Annotated in this window: 12 protein-coding genes and 1 tRNA gene; 6 read left to right on the forward strand and 7 right to left on the reverse strand. The window is 68.6% G+C overall.

The genetic code is table 11. From position 1 onward, the window contains the following. The first annotated feature begins 49 nt into the window (after nt 1-49). The 6 genes from C8J30_RS07225 to C8J30_RS07250 are packed head-to-tail and all read left to right on the forward strand — an operon-like array spanning nt 50 to nt 8,528. On the forward strand, nt 50-2,161 hold the full coding sequence (locus tag C8J30_RS07225) for a TonB-dependent siderophore receptor (protein ID WP_110805053.1): 2,112 nt from the start codon (nt 50-52) through the stop codon (nt 2,159-2,161). A 5-nt stretch (nt 2,162-2,166) separates the two neighbouring features. Further along, a complete protein-coding gene (locus tag C8J30_RS07230) occupies nt 2,167-3,039 on the forward strand; it encodes an ABC transporter substrate-binding protein (RefSeq protein WP_110805369.1) in 873 nt (290 codons plus the stop codon). Continuing rightward, entirely contained in the window at nt 3,036-5,006 is a 1,971-nt protein-coding gene (gene fhuB, locus C8J30_RS07235) for a Fe(3+)-hydroxamate ABC transporter permease FhuB (RefSeq protein WP_110805054.1), read from the forward strand. The genes C8J30_RS07230 and fhuB overlap by 4 nt, the downstream gene beginning before the upstream one ends. Continuing rightward, nucleotides 5,003-5,770 carry an ABC transporter ATP-binding protein gene (locus tag C8J30_RS07240; RefSeq protein ID WP_110805055.1) on the forward strand — a complete coding sequence of 256 codons (768 nt, stop codon included), beginning with the start codon at nt 5,003-5,005 and terminating at the stop codon, nt 5,768-5,770. Before fhuB ends, C8J30_RS07240 begins: the two co-directional genes overlap by 4 nt. A gap of 14 nt (nt 5,771-5,784) precedes the next feature. Beyond that, entirely contained in the window at nt 5,785-7,485 is a 1,701-nt protein-coding gene (locus C8J30_RS07245; protein WP_110805056.1) for an ABC transporter ATP-binding protein, read from the forward strand. A 2-nt stretch (nt 7,486-7,487) separates the two neighbouring features. Continuing rightward, a complete protein-coding gene (locus C8J30_RS07250) occupies nt 7,488-8,528 on the forward strand; it encodes a siderophore-interacting protein (RefSeq protein ID WP_245909722.1) in 1,041 nt (346 codons plus the stop codon). A gap of 65 nt (nt 8,529-8,593) precedes the next feature. Here C8J30_RS07250 and C8J30_RS07255 read toward each other — a convergent pair. The 7 genes from C8J30_RS07255 to C8J30_RS07285 all read right to left on the reverse strand — a co-directional run bounded on the left by C8J30_RS07255 (nt 8,594) and on the right by C8J30_RS07285 (nt 15,527). Next, nucleotides 8,594-8,670, reverse strand: a tRNA-Arg gene (locus C8J30_RS07255). A gap of 43 nt (nt 8,671-8,713) precedes the next feature. Further along, entirely contained in the window at nt 8,714-9,172 is a 459-nt protein-coding gene (locus tag C8J30_RS07260; RefSeq protein ID WP_110805058.1) for a GNAT family N-acetyltransferase, read from the reverse strand. After that, entirely contained in the window at nt 9,169-10,692 is a 1,524-nt protein-coding gene (locus tag C8J30_RS07265) for a hypothetical protein (protein ID WP_110805059.1), read from the reverse strand. Before C8J30_RS07265 ends, C8J30_RS07260 begins: the two co-directional genes overlap by 4 nt. A gap of 104 nt (nt 10,693-10,796) precedes the next feature. Further along, nucleotides 10,797-12,101, reverse strand: a complete 1,305-nt coding sequence (locus C8J30_RS07270; protein ID WP_110805060.1) for a 3-deoxy-D-manno-octulosonic acid transferase — start codon at nt 12,099-12,101, stop codon at nt 10,797-10,799. After that, nucleotides 12,098-13,390 carry a 3-deoxy-D-manno-octulosonic acid transferase gene (locus C8J30_RS07275; RefSeq protein WP_181420807.1) on the reverse strand — a complete coding sequence of 431 codons (1,293 nt, stop codon included), beginning with the start codon at nt 13,388-13,390 and terminating at the stop codon, nt 12,098-12,100. Before C8J30_RS07275 ends, C8J30_RS07270 begins: the two co-directional genes overlap by 4 nt. Before the next feature lie 77 nt (nt 13,391-13,467). Further along, nucleotides 13,468-13,860, reverse strand: a complete 393-nt coding sequence (locus tag C8J30_RS07280) for a diacylglycerol kinase (protein ID WP_110805062.1) — start codon at nt 13,858-13,860, stop codon at nt 13,468-13,470. Beyond that, complete coding sequence (locus tag C8J30_RS07285; RefSeq protein ID WP_110805370.1) at nt 13,860-15,527, reverse strand: phosphoethanolamine transferase; 1,668 nt, start codon at nt 15,525-15,527, stop codon at nt 13,860-13,862. Before C8J30_RS07285 ends, C8J30_RS07280 begins: the two co-directional genes overlap by 1 nt. Between the last annotated feature and the right edge of the window lie 103 nt (nt 15,528-15,630).

A 15,630-nucleotide genomic window follows, 5' to 3' on the forward strand; every position in this document is an offset into this window, starting at 1 on the left:
ACCTATGTTAAACGCTCGGGAATTAATTCGCCCCACTCAGGAAACGCCCATGCGCAAGACCCTCTCCGCTCGCCTCCTTCTTGGCGCCAGCCTGTTTGCCCTTTCGGCCAGCGGTGCGCTGGCCCAGGACGACGACAGCCGCGAAACCTTCCTTGGCACGATCTCGGTCGAGGGGGGCGCCAATCCGACCGCGCCGCTTTCCGGTCCGGTGGCGAAAACCAGTGCGACGACGAAGACCGGCACCTCGATTCTGGAAACGCAATCTGCGGTCTCGGTGATCCCGCGCGCGCAGATCGAGGCGCAGGGGGCGACGACGTTGGCCGAGGCGGTGGGCTATACCGCGGGCGTGGTGACCGAAAACTACGGCGCGGATCCGCGCTTCGACAGCCTGTACCTGCGCGGTTTCAACCTTGAGAACGACAAGCTGCTCGACGGGTTGCGGCTGATGCGCTCGACGCAATATCCGACCAGCGCGCCCAGTTTCGAGCTTTATGGCCTCGAACGGGTCGAGGTGCTGAAAGGCCCGGCCTCGGTGCTTTATGGCGCAGGCACGCCGGCGGGTCTGGTCAACATGATCCAGAAACGCGCGCAGGCGGGCGGCGATTTCACCGAACTGGGGTTCGGTCTTGATTCAAACGGCGCGTGGCAGGTCTTTGGCGATGCGAACCGGGTGGTGAACGACCGCTTCGCCTATCGGATCACCGCGAAATCGAGCGACACCAAGACCTCGGTCGAAGAAATCGACAACCGCCGCGACTATCTGGCGGTCTCGGCCAGCTACCTGCTGACCGACACGACCGAGCTCGAGATCATGGCCTCGATGCATGACGACGCGCCGCAATCGCCGACTGGCGTGCCCGGGGCGATGGTGGGGGTGGTCGACTGGGACAGCCTGCGCAGCTTCGATTTCGGCGATCCCGCGATCAATCGCAGCGACCGGCAGATGCGCACGCTGTCCTTTGGCCTGACGCATGATTTCGGCAATGGCTGGAAGCTGAACAACACGCTGCGCGTCACCAGCCATGACTGGGACTATGACAGCGTCTATGTCTCGGGGGGCACGGCCACCAGCGCGACGCGCGGCGTGATTGCGCAGCGCGAAAGCTTTGACAGCCTTGGCACCGACCTGCGGCTGAGCGGCGAGGCCGCGACCGGCGGCCTTGCCCACAAGCTTGCCTTCGGCGTCGATGCGATGAAGCTCGAGGAAAGCGCCTTTACCGGCTTTTCCAGCCTCGCAGCGATCGACATCACCGCCCCGGCCTATGGGGCGAGCTTCGGCGCGCCGTGGTATACCGCGCAAAAGGACATCGAGGTGACGCAGGTCGGCGTCTATGGCGTCGATGAAATGACCTTCGGAAAATTCCGCGCGACGCTGGGGCTGCGCCATGAATGGTCCAAGCAGGACGGGCAGACTGTCACCAACTTCGGCACCACCGATCTGACCCGCAAGGACGCGGCGACGACCGGCCATGTTTCGCTGGGCTATGTCGCGGACAATGGGGTGGCGAGCTACCTCTCCCATGCCACCTCCTATCTGCCGCAGCCGGGCGCCGATATCGACGGCAAGGCGCTCGATCCCACCCGCGGCAAGCAATGGGAGCTGGGGGTGAAATACGAGCCCACCGCGTTCGAGGGCCTGTTCAGCGCGGCGCTTTTCGATCTGCGCGAGACCGACCGCAACAGCTCGGTGACCGAAGGCAGCCTGACCGGCACCCGTCAGATCGGCGAGGCCCGGATCCGCGGGCTGGAGCTTGAGGGCGTGGCGGAACTGGCCAAGGGCTGGACGGTGAAGACCGCCTATACCTGGACCGATACCGAGGTGCTGTCGGGCGCGAATGCGGGAACCGCGCTGAAGAACGTCCCCGATCATGCCGCCAGCCTGTGGCTGTCGCATGACTTTGCGGGCCGGATGCAGGGGCTGACGCTGGGCGGGGGCGTGCGCTACATCGGCTCGCGTTACGCCAACGACACCAACACCGCGCGGCTTGCGGCGGTGACGCTGCTTGATATGGGCGCCTCCTATGCATGGGAGAACGGCGTGACCGGGCGGATCAGCGTCTCGAACCTGACCGACAAGGCCTATGTGGCCGGGGTCGGGTCTTTCGCCAGCTATCTGGGCGACGAGCGCACGATCTCGGCCAGCCTCAGCACCAAGTGGTGAGCGCGCTGCCGTCGCATCCCACAAGACGCGCCTGTCTTGCCGCTGCGGTCCTGTCCGTGGCGGCGGGCTGGCCCCGCTCGGCCGTTGCGGCCCCGCCGCTGCGGATCGCGGCGATCGATTGGGCGATGGCGGAAACCACGCTGATGCTGGGGGCCGCGCCGGTGGCAATCGCCGAGCTGATCGCCTTTCGTCGCTCCGCCCCTTTGCCGGTTGCGCCGGGCACGATCGACCTTGGCCTGCGCGGCGGGCCGAGCCTTGAGACGCTGGCCCTTGCCGCCCCCGATCTGATCCTGTCGTCGCAATACTACGGCTTTCTGGAGCCGCAGCTGACCCGCATCGCGACGGTCTTTTCCCGCCCGGTTTTCGTGCCAGGTGCGCCGCCGCTGCCGAAGCTCTTTGCTGCGCTGCGGGATCTCGCGGCGCAGATCGGCACACCCGAGGTGGCCCATCGGGCCGAGGCCCGGGCGCGTGCCGAATTTGCCGCCCTTGCCCGTCGTCTTCCGGCAGGGGCCGCCCCCTGCCTGATCCTTGAAATCGGTGACGCACGGCATGTGCGCCTTTTTGGCAGCGACAGCCTGTTTCACGGCGCGCTGACGGAACTGGGGCTGGTGAATGCCTGGGATCAGGCCAGCCGCTTCAGCTTTGCCGCCCCGGTGCCGCTGGAAACGCTGGCCGATTTCCCCGAGGCCCGCCTTGTCATCACCAGTGCGATCCCGGCGCAGATCGCCCGCGACATCGCTCGGTCGGCGCTGTGGAGCGCGCTGCCTGCCGTGCGCGCGGGGCGGGTGACGCGGCTGGGCGAGATCAACGGCTTTGGCGGCCTGCCCTCGGCCCTGCGCTTTGCCCGGGTGCTGACCGCCGCGCTTGAGGCCGCATGAGACGCGCAGTGCTTCCCCTTGCGGCGCTGGCCTCGCTCGGTCTTTGGCTGCTTGCGGCACAGGCAAGCCTGCCGCTGGCGCAATGGCCCGACCTGCCGTGGCAGCCCGACCGGATGCAGCTGCCGCAGCTCCTGCTGACGCAGGGGCTGATGCCGCGCGCCGTCGTCGCGGTTCTGGCGGGCGCGCTTCTGGGCCTGTCGGGGGCGCTGATGCAGGCGGTTCTGCGCAATCCTCTCGCCGATCCGACGACCCTTGGCACCGCTGCGGGGGCGCAACTGGCCATCGTCGCGGCCACGGTTTTGGCGCCGCAGCTGTTTGCCGGGGGCAATCTACCGGTGGCGCTTTGCGGGGCCGGGGTCGCGACGGCGCTGGTGATGGTGCTTGCCGCCCGGCGCGGTTTCGCCCCGGTGACCGTCACGCTGGCCGGGATGCTGGTCGGTATGACCGCCAGCGCCCTTGCCACGGCGCTGACGCTGGCCGAGGGGCATTATCTGCTGTCGCTGGTGATCTGGAACGGTGGGGCGCTGACGCAGGACGACTGGCACCCGGCGGCGACGCTGGCGCTGGCGCTGATCCCGGCGCTTGCGGCAAGCGCGCTTTTGGCGCGACCACTTCTTGTCCTGTCGCTGGGGGCCGAGGGGGCGCGGGGGCTGGGCTTGTCCGCGGCGCCGTTGCGCCTGAGTGCGCTGGCGCTGGCGGTGGGGCTCTCGGCTCTGGTTTCGGCCGAACTCGGGCTGATCGGCTTCATCGGTCTGGCCGCCCCCGCCATCGCCCGGGGCCTTGGGGCGCGCGGTCTGCCCCGGCGGCTGCTGATCGCGCCTTTGGCGGGGGCAGTCCTGTTGTCACTGGCCGACAGCCTGTTGCTGGTGCTGGCGGCGCTCGGCGGTCCGAACCTGCCCACCGGGGCGCTGACCGGATTGATCGGCGGGCCGCTTCTGCTTTGGCTTTTGCCGCAGATGCAGGCCCATGTGCCCCCCGGTGCCGAGACGGGCACGGCGCAAAGCACGCGCGCCCCTGCGCCCGGCCGCCGGATGGCGCTTCTGGCCCTGGTGCTTCTGACCGTCGCGATGCTGACGCTTTTTGCTGGGCGCGGGCCTGCGGGCTGGGGCGTCATCCCGCCCGAGTTGCGGGAAAGCTTCCTGCCGCTGCGCGCCACTGCGATCCTTGCCGCGGCGGCGGCGGGGGCGCTGCTCGCAGGATCGGGGGCGGTGCTGCAACGGCTCACGGCAAATCCGATGGCCGCGCCCGAGGTGCTGGGCGTCACCGGCGGCGCGGCGCTCGGCTATGCCGCGACGGTGTTCGTGCATCCCGCGCCGGGGCAACTGGCGCTGGCGCTTGGCGCGGGGCTGGGGGCAAGCCTGACGCTTGCGGGGCTTGCGGCATTTGCCCTGCGCCGCGACATCGCCCCCGCGCGGCTTTTGCTGGCAGGCCTTGCGATCGGCGCCTTTGCCGCGTCGGTGCTGTCGGCGATCATGGCCTCGGGCGATCTGCGGGCCTGGGTGGTGCTGGGCTGGCTCGCGGGCAGCGCCTCGGCCGTGACGCCCGCGGCGGCGATGACCTTGGCGGTCTTGGCGCTGGCGCTTCTCGGCCTGATGCTGGCCCTTGGCCGCTGGCTCGAGATCCTGCCGCTCGGCCCTGACGTCGCCCGCGCCCTTGGCCTGCCCGTCGCGCGGCTGCGGCTCGGGCTGATCCTGCTTGCGGGCCTTGCGACCGGGGCGGCGACGATCCTTGTCGGGCCGGTCAGTTTCGTCGGGCTGATGGCGCCGCATCTCGCCCGCAGCCTGGGCCTGATCCGCCCCGTGCCCTTCACCGTCGCAAGCTGGCTGATCGGCGCGCTTCTGATGGTGCTGGCCGCCTTTGCCGCGCGCACCCTTGGCAGCCCCTATGACCTGCCGCTTGGCCTTTGCGCCACGCTGATCGGCGGCCCGTGGCTTTTCATCCTTCTGTTGGGAAAGGGGCGCGCATGACGCTGTTCACCCTTGAGGCCGTGACGCTTGAGGTGCCCGGGCGACGGCTGATCGCGCGGCTTGATCTGATCCTGCACCCGGGCTGCGTCACCGCGCTGATCGGGCGCAACGGATCGGGGAAATCGACGCTTCTGAGGCTTCTGTCCGGGCAGACCCGCCCGACCTCGGGGCAGATCACGCATCTGGGGCGCCCGCTGACCGCCTGGCCTGCCCGCGATCTGGCCCGGGCGCTCGCCTATCTGCCGCAGGTCACGCCCCCGGCCGAGGGGATGCGGCTGGCCGAACTCGTGACGCTGGGCCGTTATCCGTGGCGCGGTGCCCTTGGCCGCCTGCGCCCCGAGGATCACGCGGCCATTGCCATGGCCATCGCGCGCTGCGGTCTTGCCGGGCTCGAAGAGCGTCTGGTCGACACGCTCTCGGGCGGCGAGCGGCAGCGCGGCTGGATCGCGATGATGCTGGCGCAAGGGGCGCGGACGCTGCTGCTCGATGAGCCGATCTCGGCGCTTGATATCGCACATCAGGTCGAGGTGCTGGGCCTCGTGCAGCGGATGTGCCGCGAGACCGGGCTTTCCGCGGTGATCGTGCTGCATGACGTGAACATGGCGGCGCGGTTTTGTGACCGGGTGGTGGCGCTGGTGAGCGGGCAACGGGTTCTCGAGGGGCCGATCGCCGATCTGATGACGCCCGCGGCGCTCGCCCGCGTCTATGACCTGCCGATGAATGTGACGACCCATGCGGGTCACACCTTTGCCCTGCCCGCCTGACCGAAAGACGAAAGATGCTGCGCAAGTTCATTGCCTATTACCGCCCGCACCAGCGCCTGTTCTGGCTCGATTTCGGCTCGGCCGTGCTGTCGGGGCTTCTGGAACTGGCCTTTCCGCTGGCGATCACGCTCTTCATCGACCGGCTTTTGCCGCTGGGCGACTGGTCGCTGACCCTTGTCGCCGCCGCCGCACTTCTGGCGGTCTATGCGGTCAACACCGTGCTGATGGGGATCGTGATCTACTGGGGCCACATGCTCGGCATCGAGATCGAGACCGAGATGCGCCGCCGCGCCTTTGCGCATCTGACGCGGCTTTCCTGGCGCTGGTATGACCGCGCCCGCACCGGGAAACTGGTCGCCCGCGTCACCCGCGATCTGGAAGACATCGGCGAGGTCGCCCATCACGGCCCCGAAGATGTCTTCATCGCGGTGATGACCTTTGTCGGCGCCTTCGCGCTGATGGCGGCGCTGCACCCGACGCTGGCGCTGATCACCGCCGCGATCGTGCCGCTGACGGTCTGGCTGGTGGCGGTCTATGGCGGGCGCATGACCCGCACCTGGCAGGAGATCTACGGCCGCGTCGGGCAGTTCAACGTCCGGCTGGAGGAGGCCGTGGGCGGCATCCGCGTCGTGCAGGCCTTCGCCAACGAGCGCCACGAGGCGCGGCTTTTCGAGAGCGACAACCGCGCCTATCGCGCGACGAAACTCGACGCCTATCGGCTGATGGCGGTGTCAAGCGCGGTGCATTACATGGGCCTGCGCTTCGTGCAGGTGGTGGTGATGGTGGCGGGCGCGGGCTTCGTGCTCGACGGCAGCCTGAGCACCGGCGGCTTCGTCGGCTTCCTGCTGCTCGTCGGTGTCTTCTTCCGTCCGCTCGAAAAGATCGCTGCGGTGATCGAGACCTATCCGAAGGGCATCGCGGGCTTTCGCCGCTATCTCGCGCTTCTGGACACCGAAGCCGAGATCGCCGATGCCGCCCACGCCCGCCCCGTCACCGCCCTGCGCGGCGAGATCGCCTTTGACCGGGTCAGCTTCGGCTATGACGCCACCCGCCCGGTGCTGCAAGACGTGTCCCTTTCGATCGCTGCGGGCGAGACCGTGGCCTTTGTCGGCCCTTCTGGTGCGGGAAAAACCACGCTGCTGGCGCTCTTGCCGCGGTTTTACGACCCCGACAGCGGCATGATCCGCATCGACGGGCAGCCGCTCGCGGCGATGACGCTCGAAAGCCTGCGCAGCCAGATCGGCATCGTCAGTCAGGATGTCTTCCTGTTCGGCACCAGCCTGCGCGACAACATCGCCTATGGGCGGCTCGGCGCCAGCGAGGCCGAAATCGTCGCCGCCGCCGACAAGGCGCAGCTTTCGGCGCTGATCGCGGCCCTGCCCGAGGGGCTCGACACGCTGGTGGGCGAGCGCGGCGTGATGCTCTCGGGCGGGCAGAAACAGCGCGTCGCCATCGCCCGGGCGTTTCTGAAAAACCCGCCGATCCTGATCCTGGACGAGGCGACCTCGGCGCTTGACAGCGAGACCGAGCGCGAGATTCAGGCGGCACTCGAGGCGCTTTCCGTCGGCCGCACGACTTTGGTGATCGCGCATCGGCTGGGTACGATCCGGGCGGCGGACCGGATTGTGGTGATGGAAAACGGCCGGGTGCAGGAGATCGGCGCGCATGCGGCGCTGCTGCGCCAGGGCGGGCTTTACGCGCGGCTGGCGGGGTGACGATGGATCGCCCCGTTGTGCAGCTTGGCGCGCTGGCCAAGGCCGATTGGCCCGAGATCGCGGCCTTTGCCCGGGCGCTGGCCGAGTTCTGCAAGGTGCATGTGAGCCTCGATCATCAGGTGACGGTGCAGCTTGAACCGGGCGAGATCGCGCTGCGCTGGACGCCCGACCGCACCGGCGTGCGGCTGGTGGCGCGGTCCGACCCCGGGTTGCAGGTGCTGCGCGACACCCTTGCCCATATGCTCGACACCGCGCGCGAGGGGCTGTCGGCGGGGCTTGCGTGGCAAGACGCGGGGGCGCTTGCCGGGCAGTTCCCGCCAAACTTCCGCATCGCCCGGCTGATCCGGTCCGACCGGATCTCGCCTCGGTTTCAGCGGTTGCGGTTTGCGGCCGAGGATATCGGCTTCCTTGCCACCGGTGGTCTGCATCTGCGGCTGTTGCAACCGGCGGACCCGGCCGATCCGGTCTGGCCGCGACTGGCGGCGAACGGGCGCACGCTTTGGCCCGGGGCGGGGGCGCTGCACATGCCGGTCTATACGATCCGGGCCATTGATGCCGCGGCGGGCTGGATCGAGGTCGAGGTCTTCCTGCACGGCAATGGCCCGACCTGCGCCTTTGCCGAAACCGCCCGGCCCGGTGCGCGGGTGGGGCTCTCCGGTCCCGGTGGCGGCTGGCTGCCCAAGGGGGCGCGCCTCTGCCTTGGCGGCGACGAGACCGCGCTGCCGGTCATCGCCCGGATTTTGCAAACCGCCGCCCCCGACACCCGTGGGCAGGTGATGATCGAGTTGGGCGATCCGGCCGAGATCCGGCCGCTTGCGGCTCCCGCGGGGGTTGCGGTGACCTGGCTCATGCGTGGGCGCGATGCCCCGCTCGGCGCGGCCTTCGGCGAGATCGCCAGCGCGGCTCTGCAGGCCGATCCCGCGACCGAAGTGCTTTTTGGCGCCGAGAAATCCGAAGCGCTTGCGCTGCGGTCGCGGCTCAAGGACCGCGTCGCGAGCCTGCGGCGCGGGGTCTCGGTCAGCGGCTATTGGGCGCGCGGTTGATCACGGCACGGCCGATCCGCGCCGATGCACGGGCGCGGTTTCCCGAAGATGCCTTGGCGCAGATGTGGCGATCCCGAGAGGAGTCGAACCCCTGACCCGCTGCTTAGAAGGCAGCTGCTCTATCCAGCTGAGCTACGGGACCGCACGCCCCTCTTTTGCGACAAGCGCGACGGGCATGCAAGCGTTCAGAGCGCCCGCGTCATGAAGACCGAATTCGGGTCGTGCCGATAGCCCTCGAAGGGGCCGCATTCGACGAACCCCTCGGCCAGATAGAGCGCGCGGGCCGGACCGAAACTGTCTTGCGAGCCGGTTTCAAGGCTGACGCGGTCAAAGCCCAGACGCCGCGCCTCGGCGACGAGGTGCAAAAGCAGCGCCCGGGCCAGCCCGCGCCCGCGCATCTCCGACAGCACATGCATCGATTTCACCTCGGCATGATGCGCGCTGATCCGCTTCAGCGCCCCCATGCCGACGGGGCGATCTTCGAACCGCAGCACGTAAAACCAGATCCCCGGCGCCGCCAGCGCCGAGGCGGGCAGCATGTGGATCGACTCGGGCGGCGTGTCGGCATGCATCGCCACCGTATGGCGTTCATGCAAAAGCGCCAGCTCGGGGGCGAGCGGTGACGACAGTGTAATCTCGATCATGGCATCATTCCCTTCAGCCCGCTCAGCGGCGTGCCGTTTACCGTCAAAATCCCCGCGGGCGTCGTCGCAAGCGCCCAGCTGAGCGCGCCATCGGGCTCCACCTTGGCAAAGCCGCGCGTCATCATCAGCGCCATCGCGACCTGCCGCACATCCTCGGGCGCCTTTTGCAGCGCCGTCAGCAGCGTGTCGAGCCCGGCAAGACGCAGCTTGGCCGAGAAGGGTTGCGGTACCCCGGTGTCGGGGCCGATCCGTTTTTCCGCCTCGGCCTCGAACCGATATCCCTCGCCCTCGATATGGCTTGGCCCCAGCGCCAGCGCGATCGTGCCCTCGGGCATCAGCGCCGCGGCGAGCTTTGCATTGAAGGCGGGGGTGGTCGTCGTCTCTCCGGTCCGGGTTGCGTCAAGCACCAGGGCCGCCGCGGCGTTCAGATCGAGGTCGGCCGCCGAAATATCGAGCCGCAGCTGTTTCGGCACGATCGGCAGCGCCCAGTCCGCGGCAAGCTCGGGCGGCAGGCTCAGCCCCTCCAGGGTGACGACCTCGCGCAGATGCGCGCGATCGGTCATGCCCGAGCTGTCCACCGCGGCTTCGACGCGGGCAAGGGCGAAGCGCTTGCCGAAGGCGTCGATCGTCAGATCGGTCATCGCGGTCGTGCTGGTCATGCCGTCGAAAAGCGGCAAGACGTCGCGCATCATCTGCACGACTTCCGGCCGCGCCGCGTTCGGCACCGGCTGGCCATCTGGCCGCAGCGCGACGAGCTTGCGCAGAAGGGTCAGGATCTCGTCCCAACGCAGCCCGGTCAGCGTGCCGTCACTTTGCACCGCGTGCATCCGGATCACGATCTTCTGCGGGACCGCGGCGGGGGCCAGCGTTCCGGCTGTGCCCTGCCTTTGCGGCTTGGGCAGCACGATGGTTTGCTCGACGGCGGCGACCGTCATGTGCCCGCTCACCTCGAGCCCCGTTGCCCCCTGTTTCGCCCGGGTTTGCGAGGTCATCGGACCTTGCGTCGTGGTGGTTTCGACCGTGCCCGCCGCCCCCTGGGGATCGAGCTGATGCATGATGATCCTGAGCACCTTGCTGTCGACCTCCGTCATCGTGCGCAGGCTTTCGTCGAAACGTCCGGAGACTTGCATCCCCTCGAGCCGGTAGTCGAAACTCTGCGGCGGAAAGCCCTGGGGCTGCGGGGTCTGCAGATGCAGATCAACCGTCTGCGGGTCGCCTTCCAGATGCCAGACGCCCTTGCCCTCGGGGGTCAGGCGCATCGTGTAGGGGGTGATCGAGGCTTTGGCCGCGGTGCCCGCGAGCCGTGGCGCCAGAACGGGGGTAGGGTCGATGACGACGGTGTAGTGATCACCTTGCGGGGTGAGGGTCACGGCCTTTGCTGCCGGTCCCAGCGTCGCCTCAAGTTCGCCGCGCAGCCGGTCGATCCCGGCCTCGGTCGCCTGGGGCGTGGCGATCCACCAATATCCGCCCGCTGCGGCCGCAATCACGGCGGCGCCTGCCAGAAATACCTTGCCGCTCATCCTCAACCTCTTGCGTGAATACCCGCCCGTTGTGACCCGATCCTTGGGCCAAGTCCAGTCGACCACATGGGATGGTGGCGGTCGGGGCAATGGGCCGCGGCGGTTCAGCCGCGGGCAAGCGCGCGGTCGATGACGGCAAGGGTGCGCGCGCTTGCCCCGGCGTGCTCGGCCAGAAAGGCCGCGATGGCGGCGCGGTTGTCGGGCGCCGGTTTCGCCAGCGCGGCCAGCAGCGCCGCCCGGTCGGGCAGGCTTTGCGCCACCCCGGCCGCCGCGGCTTCGGCAAAGGGATATTCGATCGTGTGGACCTGCGGCCCGGTCAGTACCGGCTTGCCCAGCATCAGCGGCTCGATCACGTTATGCGCGCCCTTCGGGCTGAAGCCGCCGCCGACGATCACCCGATCGGCCAGCGCAAGGTAGAAGAACATCTCGCCCAGACTGTCGCCCAGAAGCACATCGGGCGCGGCAAGGGGGCCGGTCGGGGCGAGATCGCGGTCCAGCGCGCGGCTGCGGCGCAGGACATTCAGACCCGCAGCCTCGAGCCCCGCCGCCACCGCATCGAAGCGTTCGGGGGCGCGGGGGACATGCACGAAAAGCGGCGCGGGGCGGTTTTCGGCGCGAGCTTTCGCGGTGATTTCGGCAATGACGCCCGCGAAAAGCGGCTCTTCGGCCTCGACGCAGCTGGCGATGGTGATCACCTCGCGGCCCGCGGCAAGGGTGGGGCGCAGGCGTTCGGCGGCTGTCAGAAGCGCCGGGGGCACGGGCTGGTCAAAGCGCAATTCGCCGGTGACGGTGATGTTTGTCAGCCCCGTCGTCGCAAACCGCTCGGCCTGAAGGCGCGATTTGACGAAGGCTCCGGCAAGCTCGGCAATCACCCGCTGGCGCAGCCGCAAGCCCTTGCGATCGCGCGCAAAGCGGCCCTGCGTATAGATCGCGTTCGCGGCGTAAAGCGGCACGCCTGCGGCGCGGGTGGCAAGGATCATCGCGGGCCAGATCTCGACTTCCAGCGTCAGGCCAAGGCGCGGGCGGCAGGCCCGCAGGAAGCGCCGCCAGCACCAGCCCATGTCGAGCGGCACCCAGACCACCGTGACCCGGCCCGCGGCGATCTCGGGGCCGAAGGCACGGGCGGATTCGCTGCGCCCGGCTGGGGTGAAATGGGTCAGCACGACGTTTTCGCCGCGATCAAGCAGCAACCGCACCAGCGCAATCGCCGAGCGCATTTCGCCCAGCGAGACCGCATGCAGCCAGATCGCGCCTTGCGGCAGCGGGCGGCGGTAAAAGCCGAAGCGTTCGGGCAGGGCCTGCAGATAGGCCGGGTCGCGACGGCCGCGGCGCCACAGATAGACCAGTACCAGCGGCAGGCCGACGAGCCAGAGCAGCCGATAGGCGATCATGACCAGTCGCAGGATCATCGAGCTGTCTCCATCAGCGCGCGCAAGTCGCGGGCAAGCGGGGTCAATTCGGCCCGGGCCGCCTCGACCAGCGCGCGGGCGCGGTCGCGGGCGGCGGGCTCGGTTTCGGCGACGGCGCGGGCGAGGGTTGCGCCAGCCTTCGGGCCGATCTCGATGCGCTGCGCAAGGCCCGCGGCGGCCAGATCGGCATAATCGGCGGCGAAATTATGGGTGACGGGGCCAGAGAGCACGGGCAGGCCAAGGCAGACCGGCTCCCAGGGGTTATGCCCGCCGACGCCGCCGAAACTGCCGCCGACACAGGCGATGCGGGCCAGCCGATACCAGAGGCCCAGCTCGCCGAAACTGTCGGCCAGATAGACTTGCACCTGCGGCCCCGGCATCTCGCCCGCGCTGCGCCGCGCCGTCGCAAGGCCCGCTTGCGCCAGCGCCGCAAGGATCGTCTCCGCCCGGGCGGGCACCCGCGGCGCAAGGATCATCAGCCAGCTTCGGTCTTGCGCCGCAAGCCGCCGGGCGGCCTCGATCGCCACGGCTTCATCCTCGGCATGGGTCGAGGCGGCGACCCAGATCTTGCGTCCGGCCAAGGCGGTCTGAAACCGGGCGAGCTCGGCCGCATCGACGCCCAGCGGCGCGGCCGCGGGTTTGAGCGAGCGCATCACCCGCACGCCCGGCGCCCCAAGGGCGCGCAGATGCTCGGCCGAACCCGCATCCTGCGCCGCGATCAGCGCGAAACGGGCCAGCACGTCGCGGTAAAGCCCGCCGAGCCGCGCGCGTTTCGCGGCGGCTTTGGCGCCGATCCGCGCGTTCACATAGGCCAGCGGCACGCCGCGCGCGGCACTGTCGCAGATCGCCCCGGGCCAGAGATCCTGCTCGGACCAGATCGACAGATCCGGGCGCCAATGATCGAGGAAACCGCGCAGGAAGTCCGGCCCGTCGAGCGGCAGGAACTGATGCACGCAGCGCGGCGGCAGGTTCGCCCCCAGCACCTGCGCCGAAGATCGCGCGGTCGAAGTGATCAGCACCGAGAGCGCCGGGTCTTCGGCTTGCAGCGCAAGGATCAGCGGGCGCAGCGCCAGCACCTCGCCCAGACCCACCGCATGCAGCCAGACAAGCCGCCCTTCAGGCCGCGCGGCCGTCGGCTGGCCCAGCTTTTCGGGCAGGCGGGCGGGATCTTCCTTGCCCTGCTTCAGCCGCCGCGCCAGCACGGCGCGCATCAGCGGCTGCAAGAGCGGTCGCGCGGCGAGATAGGCGCGCAGCTGCCAGCCGTCACGCTTGGGGCGGGGGGATGTCACGGCGCTCCTCTCCATCGGGGCAGCAAAAACCGCGCGGACCCTAGGGCCGCGCGGCGCATTTGTCCATCCGGACGGGATCAGACGAGGCCAAGCCCCACGGCACCGACGAAGCCGAGGTTGCACACCACCATCAGCCCGACCGCGAGCGAGCCCAGGTCCTTGGCATCCTTCGCCGCCTTCGACCATTCGGGAGAGACCCGGTCGGTCAGCTCCTCGATCGCGGTATTGAGCGCCTCGACCGCGATCATCAGCGCAAAAAGCACCCCATAGGCCACGTAATGCCCGGCGCCCGCACCGAAGATGGCCAGCAGGCTCAGCATCGCCAGACCGAGGATCAGCTCTTGCCGGGCCGCGGTCTCGCGCATCAGCCGCACCATCCCGGCGATCGAATAGCCTGTCGCATCAATCAGATGCCCAAGCCCCGGCCGTGGCGGCACCACCTGCGGCGCGGGTTTGTCGTCCTTGGTCATCACGCCCCTCCCTTGCGGCATCCGTGGCTGAGATCGAGCGCATCCTCGCGTACCGAGGTCTGGATGTCGAGCAGGCCAAGCACCGAATGGAACAGGTTATCCTGCGAGGCGGGCTGTCCGGCCTTGGCGGCAAGGCACGACTGCGGCACGTCAAGCGTGTCCTGAAAGGCTTGCGACATCCAGATCACGAAGGGCACCTTGCGCTGCTGGTCGGGGGCCATGAACATCGGCGCCGCATGCAGGTAAAGCCCGTTCTCGCCCAGGCTCTCGCCGTGATCCGAGACGAAATACATCGCCGGGATCACGCGGTCCTGCGCCGCCATCATCTGGATCGTCTGGGCCAGAACATGGTCGGTCATGCGCAGCGAATTGTCATAGGAATTGACGATCGTCTCCTGCGCGCAATCGGCAAAGGCGGAGGAGCGGCAATCGGGGGTGAAGACCGCCTGATCGGCCGGATAGCGCAGGTAATAGGCCGGGCCGTGGCTGCCGATCATGTGATACACGAGCACGGTGTTTTCGGTGATCGTCGCCATCCGTGCCTTGAGAAGCGGCAGGAAGGCCGCATCGGTGCATTCGCCGCCCGCGCAGGCGGCGGGATCGATCGTCGCGTCGATCCGGGTGATGCCGTTCAGCCGCTTCGCCACCTGCTGATCGCCGGTGTTGTTGTCGATCCATTCGACCTTCATCCCGGCATGCACGAGGATGTCGACCAGATTTTCGCGGCCAAGGAAGCGTTTTTGCGAATAATCGTCGGTGCCAAGGCCCGAGAACATGCAGGGCACCGAGACGGCCGTGGAGGTACCGCAGGACCAGGTGTCGGGGAAGTTCACCAGATCAAGCTTCGAAAGCTCCGGCGTGGTGTCGCGGGCATAGCCGTTCAGCCCGAAGTTCTGCGCCCGCGCGGTCTCGCCGACGAAAAGCACAAACAGCACCGGCTTTTTCGCCGCCTTCAGCAGCGGCCCTTGCGTCGCGTCGCGGCCATAGGGGGCGGCGGTGATGTCGGCGGTGGCAAGGCGCAGCGCGCCGTAGCGGGCCATGGCGCGGATCGGCGCGCCCGGCTGGAACGAGGCGAGCATTTCGTGGTGGTTGCGCACCGCGGGTGCGATCGAGCGGTAGTTGGCGGCCAGAAGCCCCACCAGCACCGCAAGGGAAAGCGCGATGCCCAGCGGCCAGCGCCAGAGCAGGTGGCGCAGCGGGGACACGCGCAGCCGCGGCACGAAGACGAGCGCGGCGGGCAGAAGGCCCAGAAGTCCGATGTCACGGAAGAATTGCGCGGTGAACAGGTGCTTGCTTTCCGTCGTGGTGGTCAGCATCGCGTTCTGGATCATGTCGCGGTCGATCAGCACGCCGTAGGCATGGCGGAAATGCTCGGCCACCGCGGCGGTGAGGATCATGAAGGCCAAGGCCGGGCGTTGCAGCCAGGGCAGGGTGATGAAGGACATCAGCACGAGCAGGAGCAGGCACACCGAGACGCTGAAGGCCACCAGCGCCAATTGGTCCGCGGCGAAGACCTTGAAGATCGACGTCCACATCCCGCCGTTCAGTACCGCAAGCAGATAGGCCGCAACGATCAGATTGAGCCCCCAGGGGGTCAGTTCGAACCGGCCTTTGCCCGGAGCTTGGCCGGATTTCGGCGGCGTGAAGGGAAGGGGCTTGCTCGACATTCTGGTCTCCTTGCGCAGTCTGGCGGCCCGTGTCGTCGTGCAGCCTTGCGCCAAGCTTACGATTGCCGACCGGGTGGTAAAATCTTCGGCACGAAAATCCTCG

This window comes from Rhodobacter viridis, assembly GCF_003217355.1.
GTDB lineage: Bacteria > Pseudomonadota > Alphaproteobacteria > Rhodobacterales > Rhodobacteraceae > Rhodobacter > Rhodobacter viridis.

Coding starts and splice junctions, on each gene's coding strand:
- C8J30_RS07250 (WP_245909722.1), top strand. CDS start 7,488: ATGGATCGCCCCGTTGTGCAGCTTGGCGCGCTGGCCAAGGCCGATTGG.
- fhuB (WP_110805054.1), top strand. CDS start 3,036: ATGAGACGCGCAGTGCTTCCCCTTGCGGCGCTGGCCTCGCTCGGTCTT.
- C8J30_RS07260 (WP_110805058.1), bottom strand. CDS start 9,172: ATGATCGAGATTACACTGTCGTCACCGCTCGCCCCCGAGCTGGCGCTT.
- C8J30_RS07285 (WP_110805370.1), bottom strand. CDS start 15,527: ATGTCGAGCAAGCCCCTTCCCTTCACGCCGCCGAAATCCGGCCAAGCT.
- C8J30_RS07225 (WP_110805053.1), top strand. CDS start 50: ATGCGCAAGACCCTCTCCGCTCGCCTCCTTCTTGGCGCCAGCCTGTTT.
- C8J30_RS07270 (WP_110805060.1), bottom strand. CDS start 12,101: ATGATCCTGCGACTGGTCATGATCGCCTATCGGCTGCTCTGGCTCGTC.
- C8J30_RS07240 (WP_110805055.1), top strand. CDS start 5,003: ATGACGCTGTTCACCCTTGAGGCCGTGACGCTTGAGGTGCCCGGGCGA.
- C8J30_RS07245 (WP_110805056.1), top strand. CDS start 5,785: ATGCTGCGCAAGTTCATTGCCTATTACCGCCCGCACCAGCGCCTGTTC.
- C8J30_RS07280 (WP_110805062.1), bottom strand. CDS start 13,860: ATGACCAAGGACGACAAACCCGCGCCGCAGGTGGTGCCGCCACGGCCG.
- C8J30_RS07265 (WP_110805059.1), bottom strand. CDS start 10,692: ATGAGCGGCAAGGTATTTCTGGCAGGCGCCGCCGTGATTGCGGCCGCA.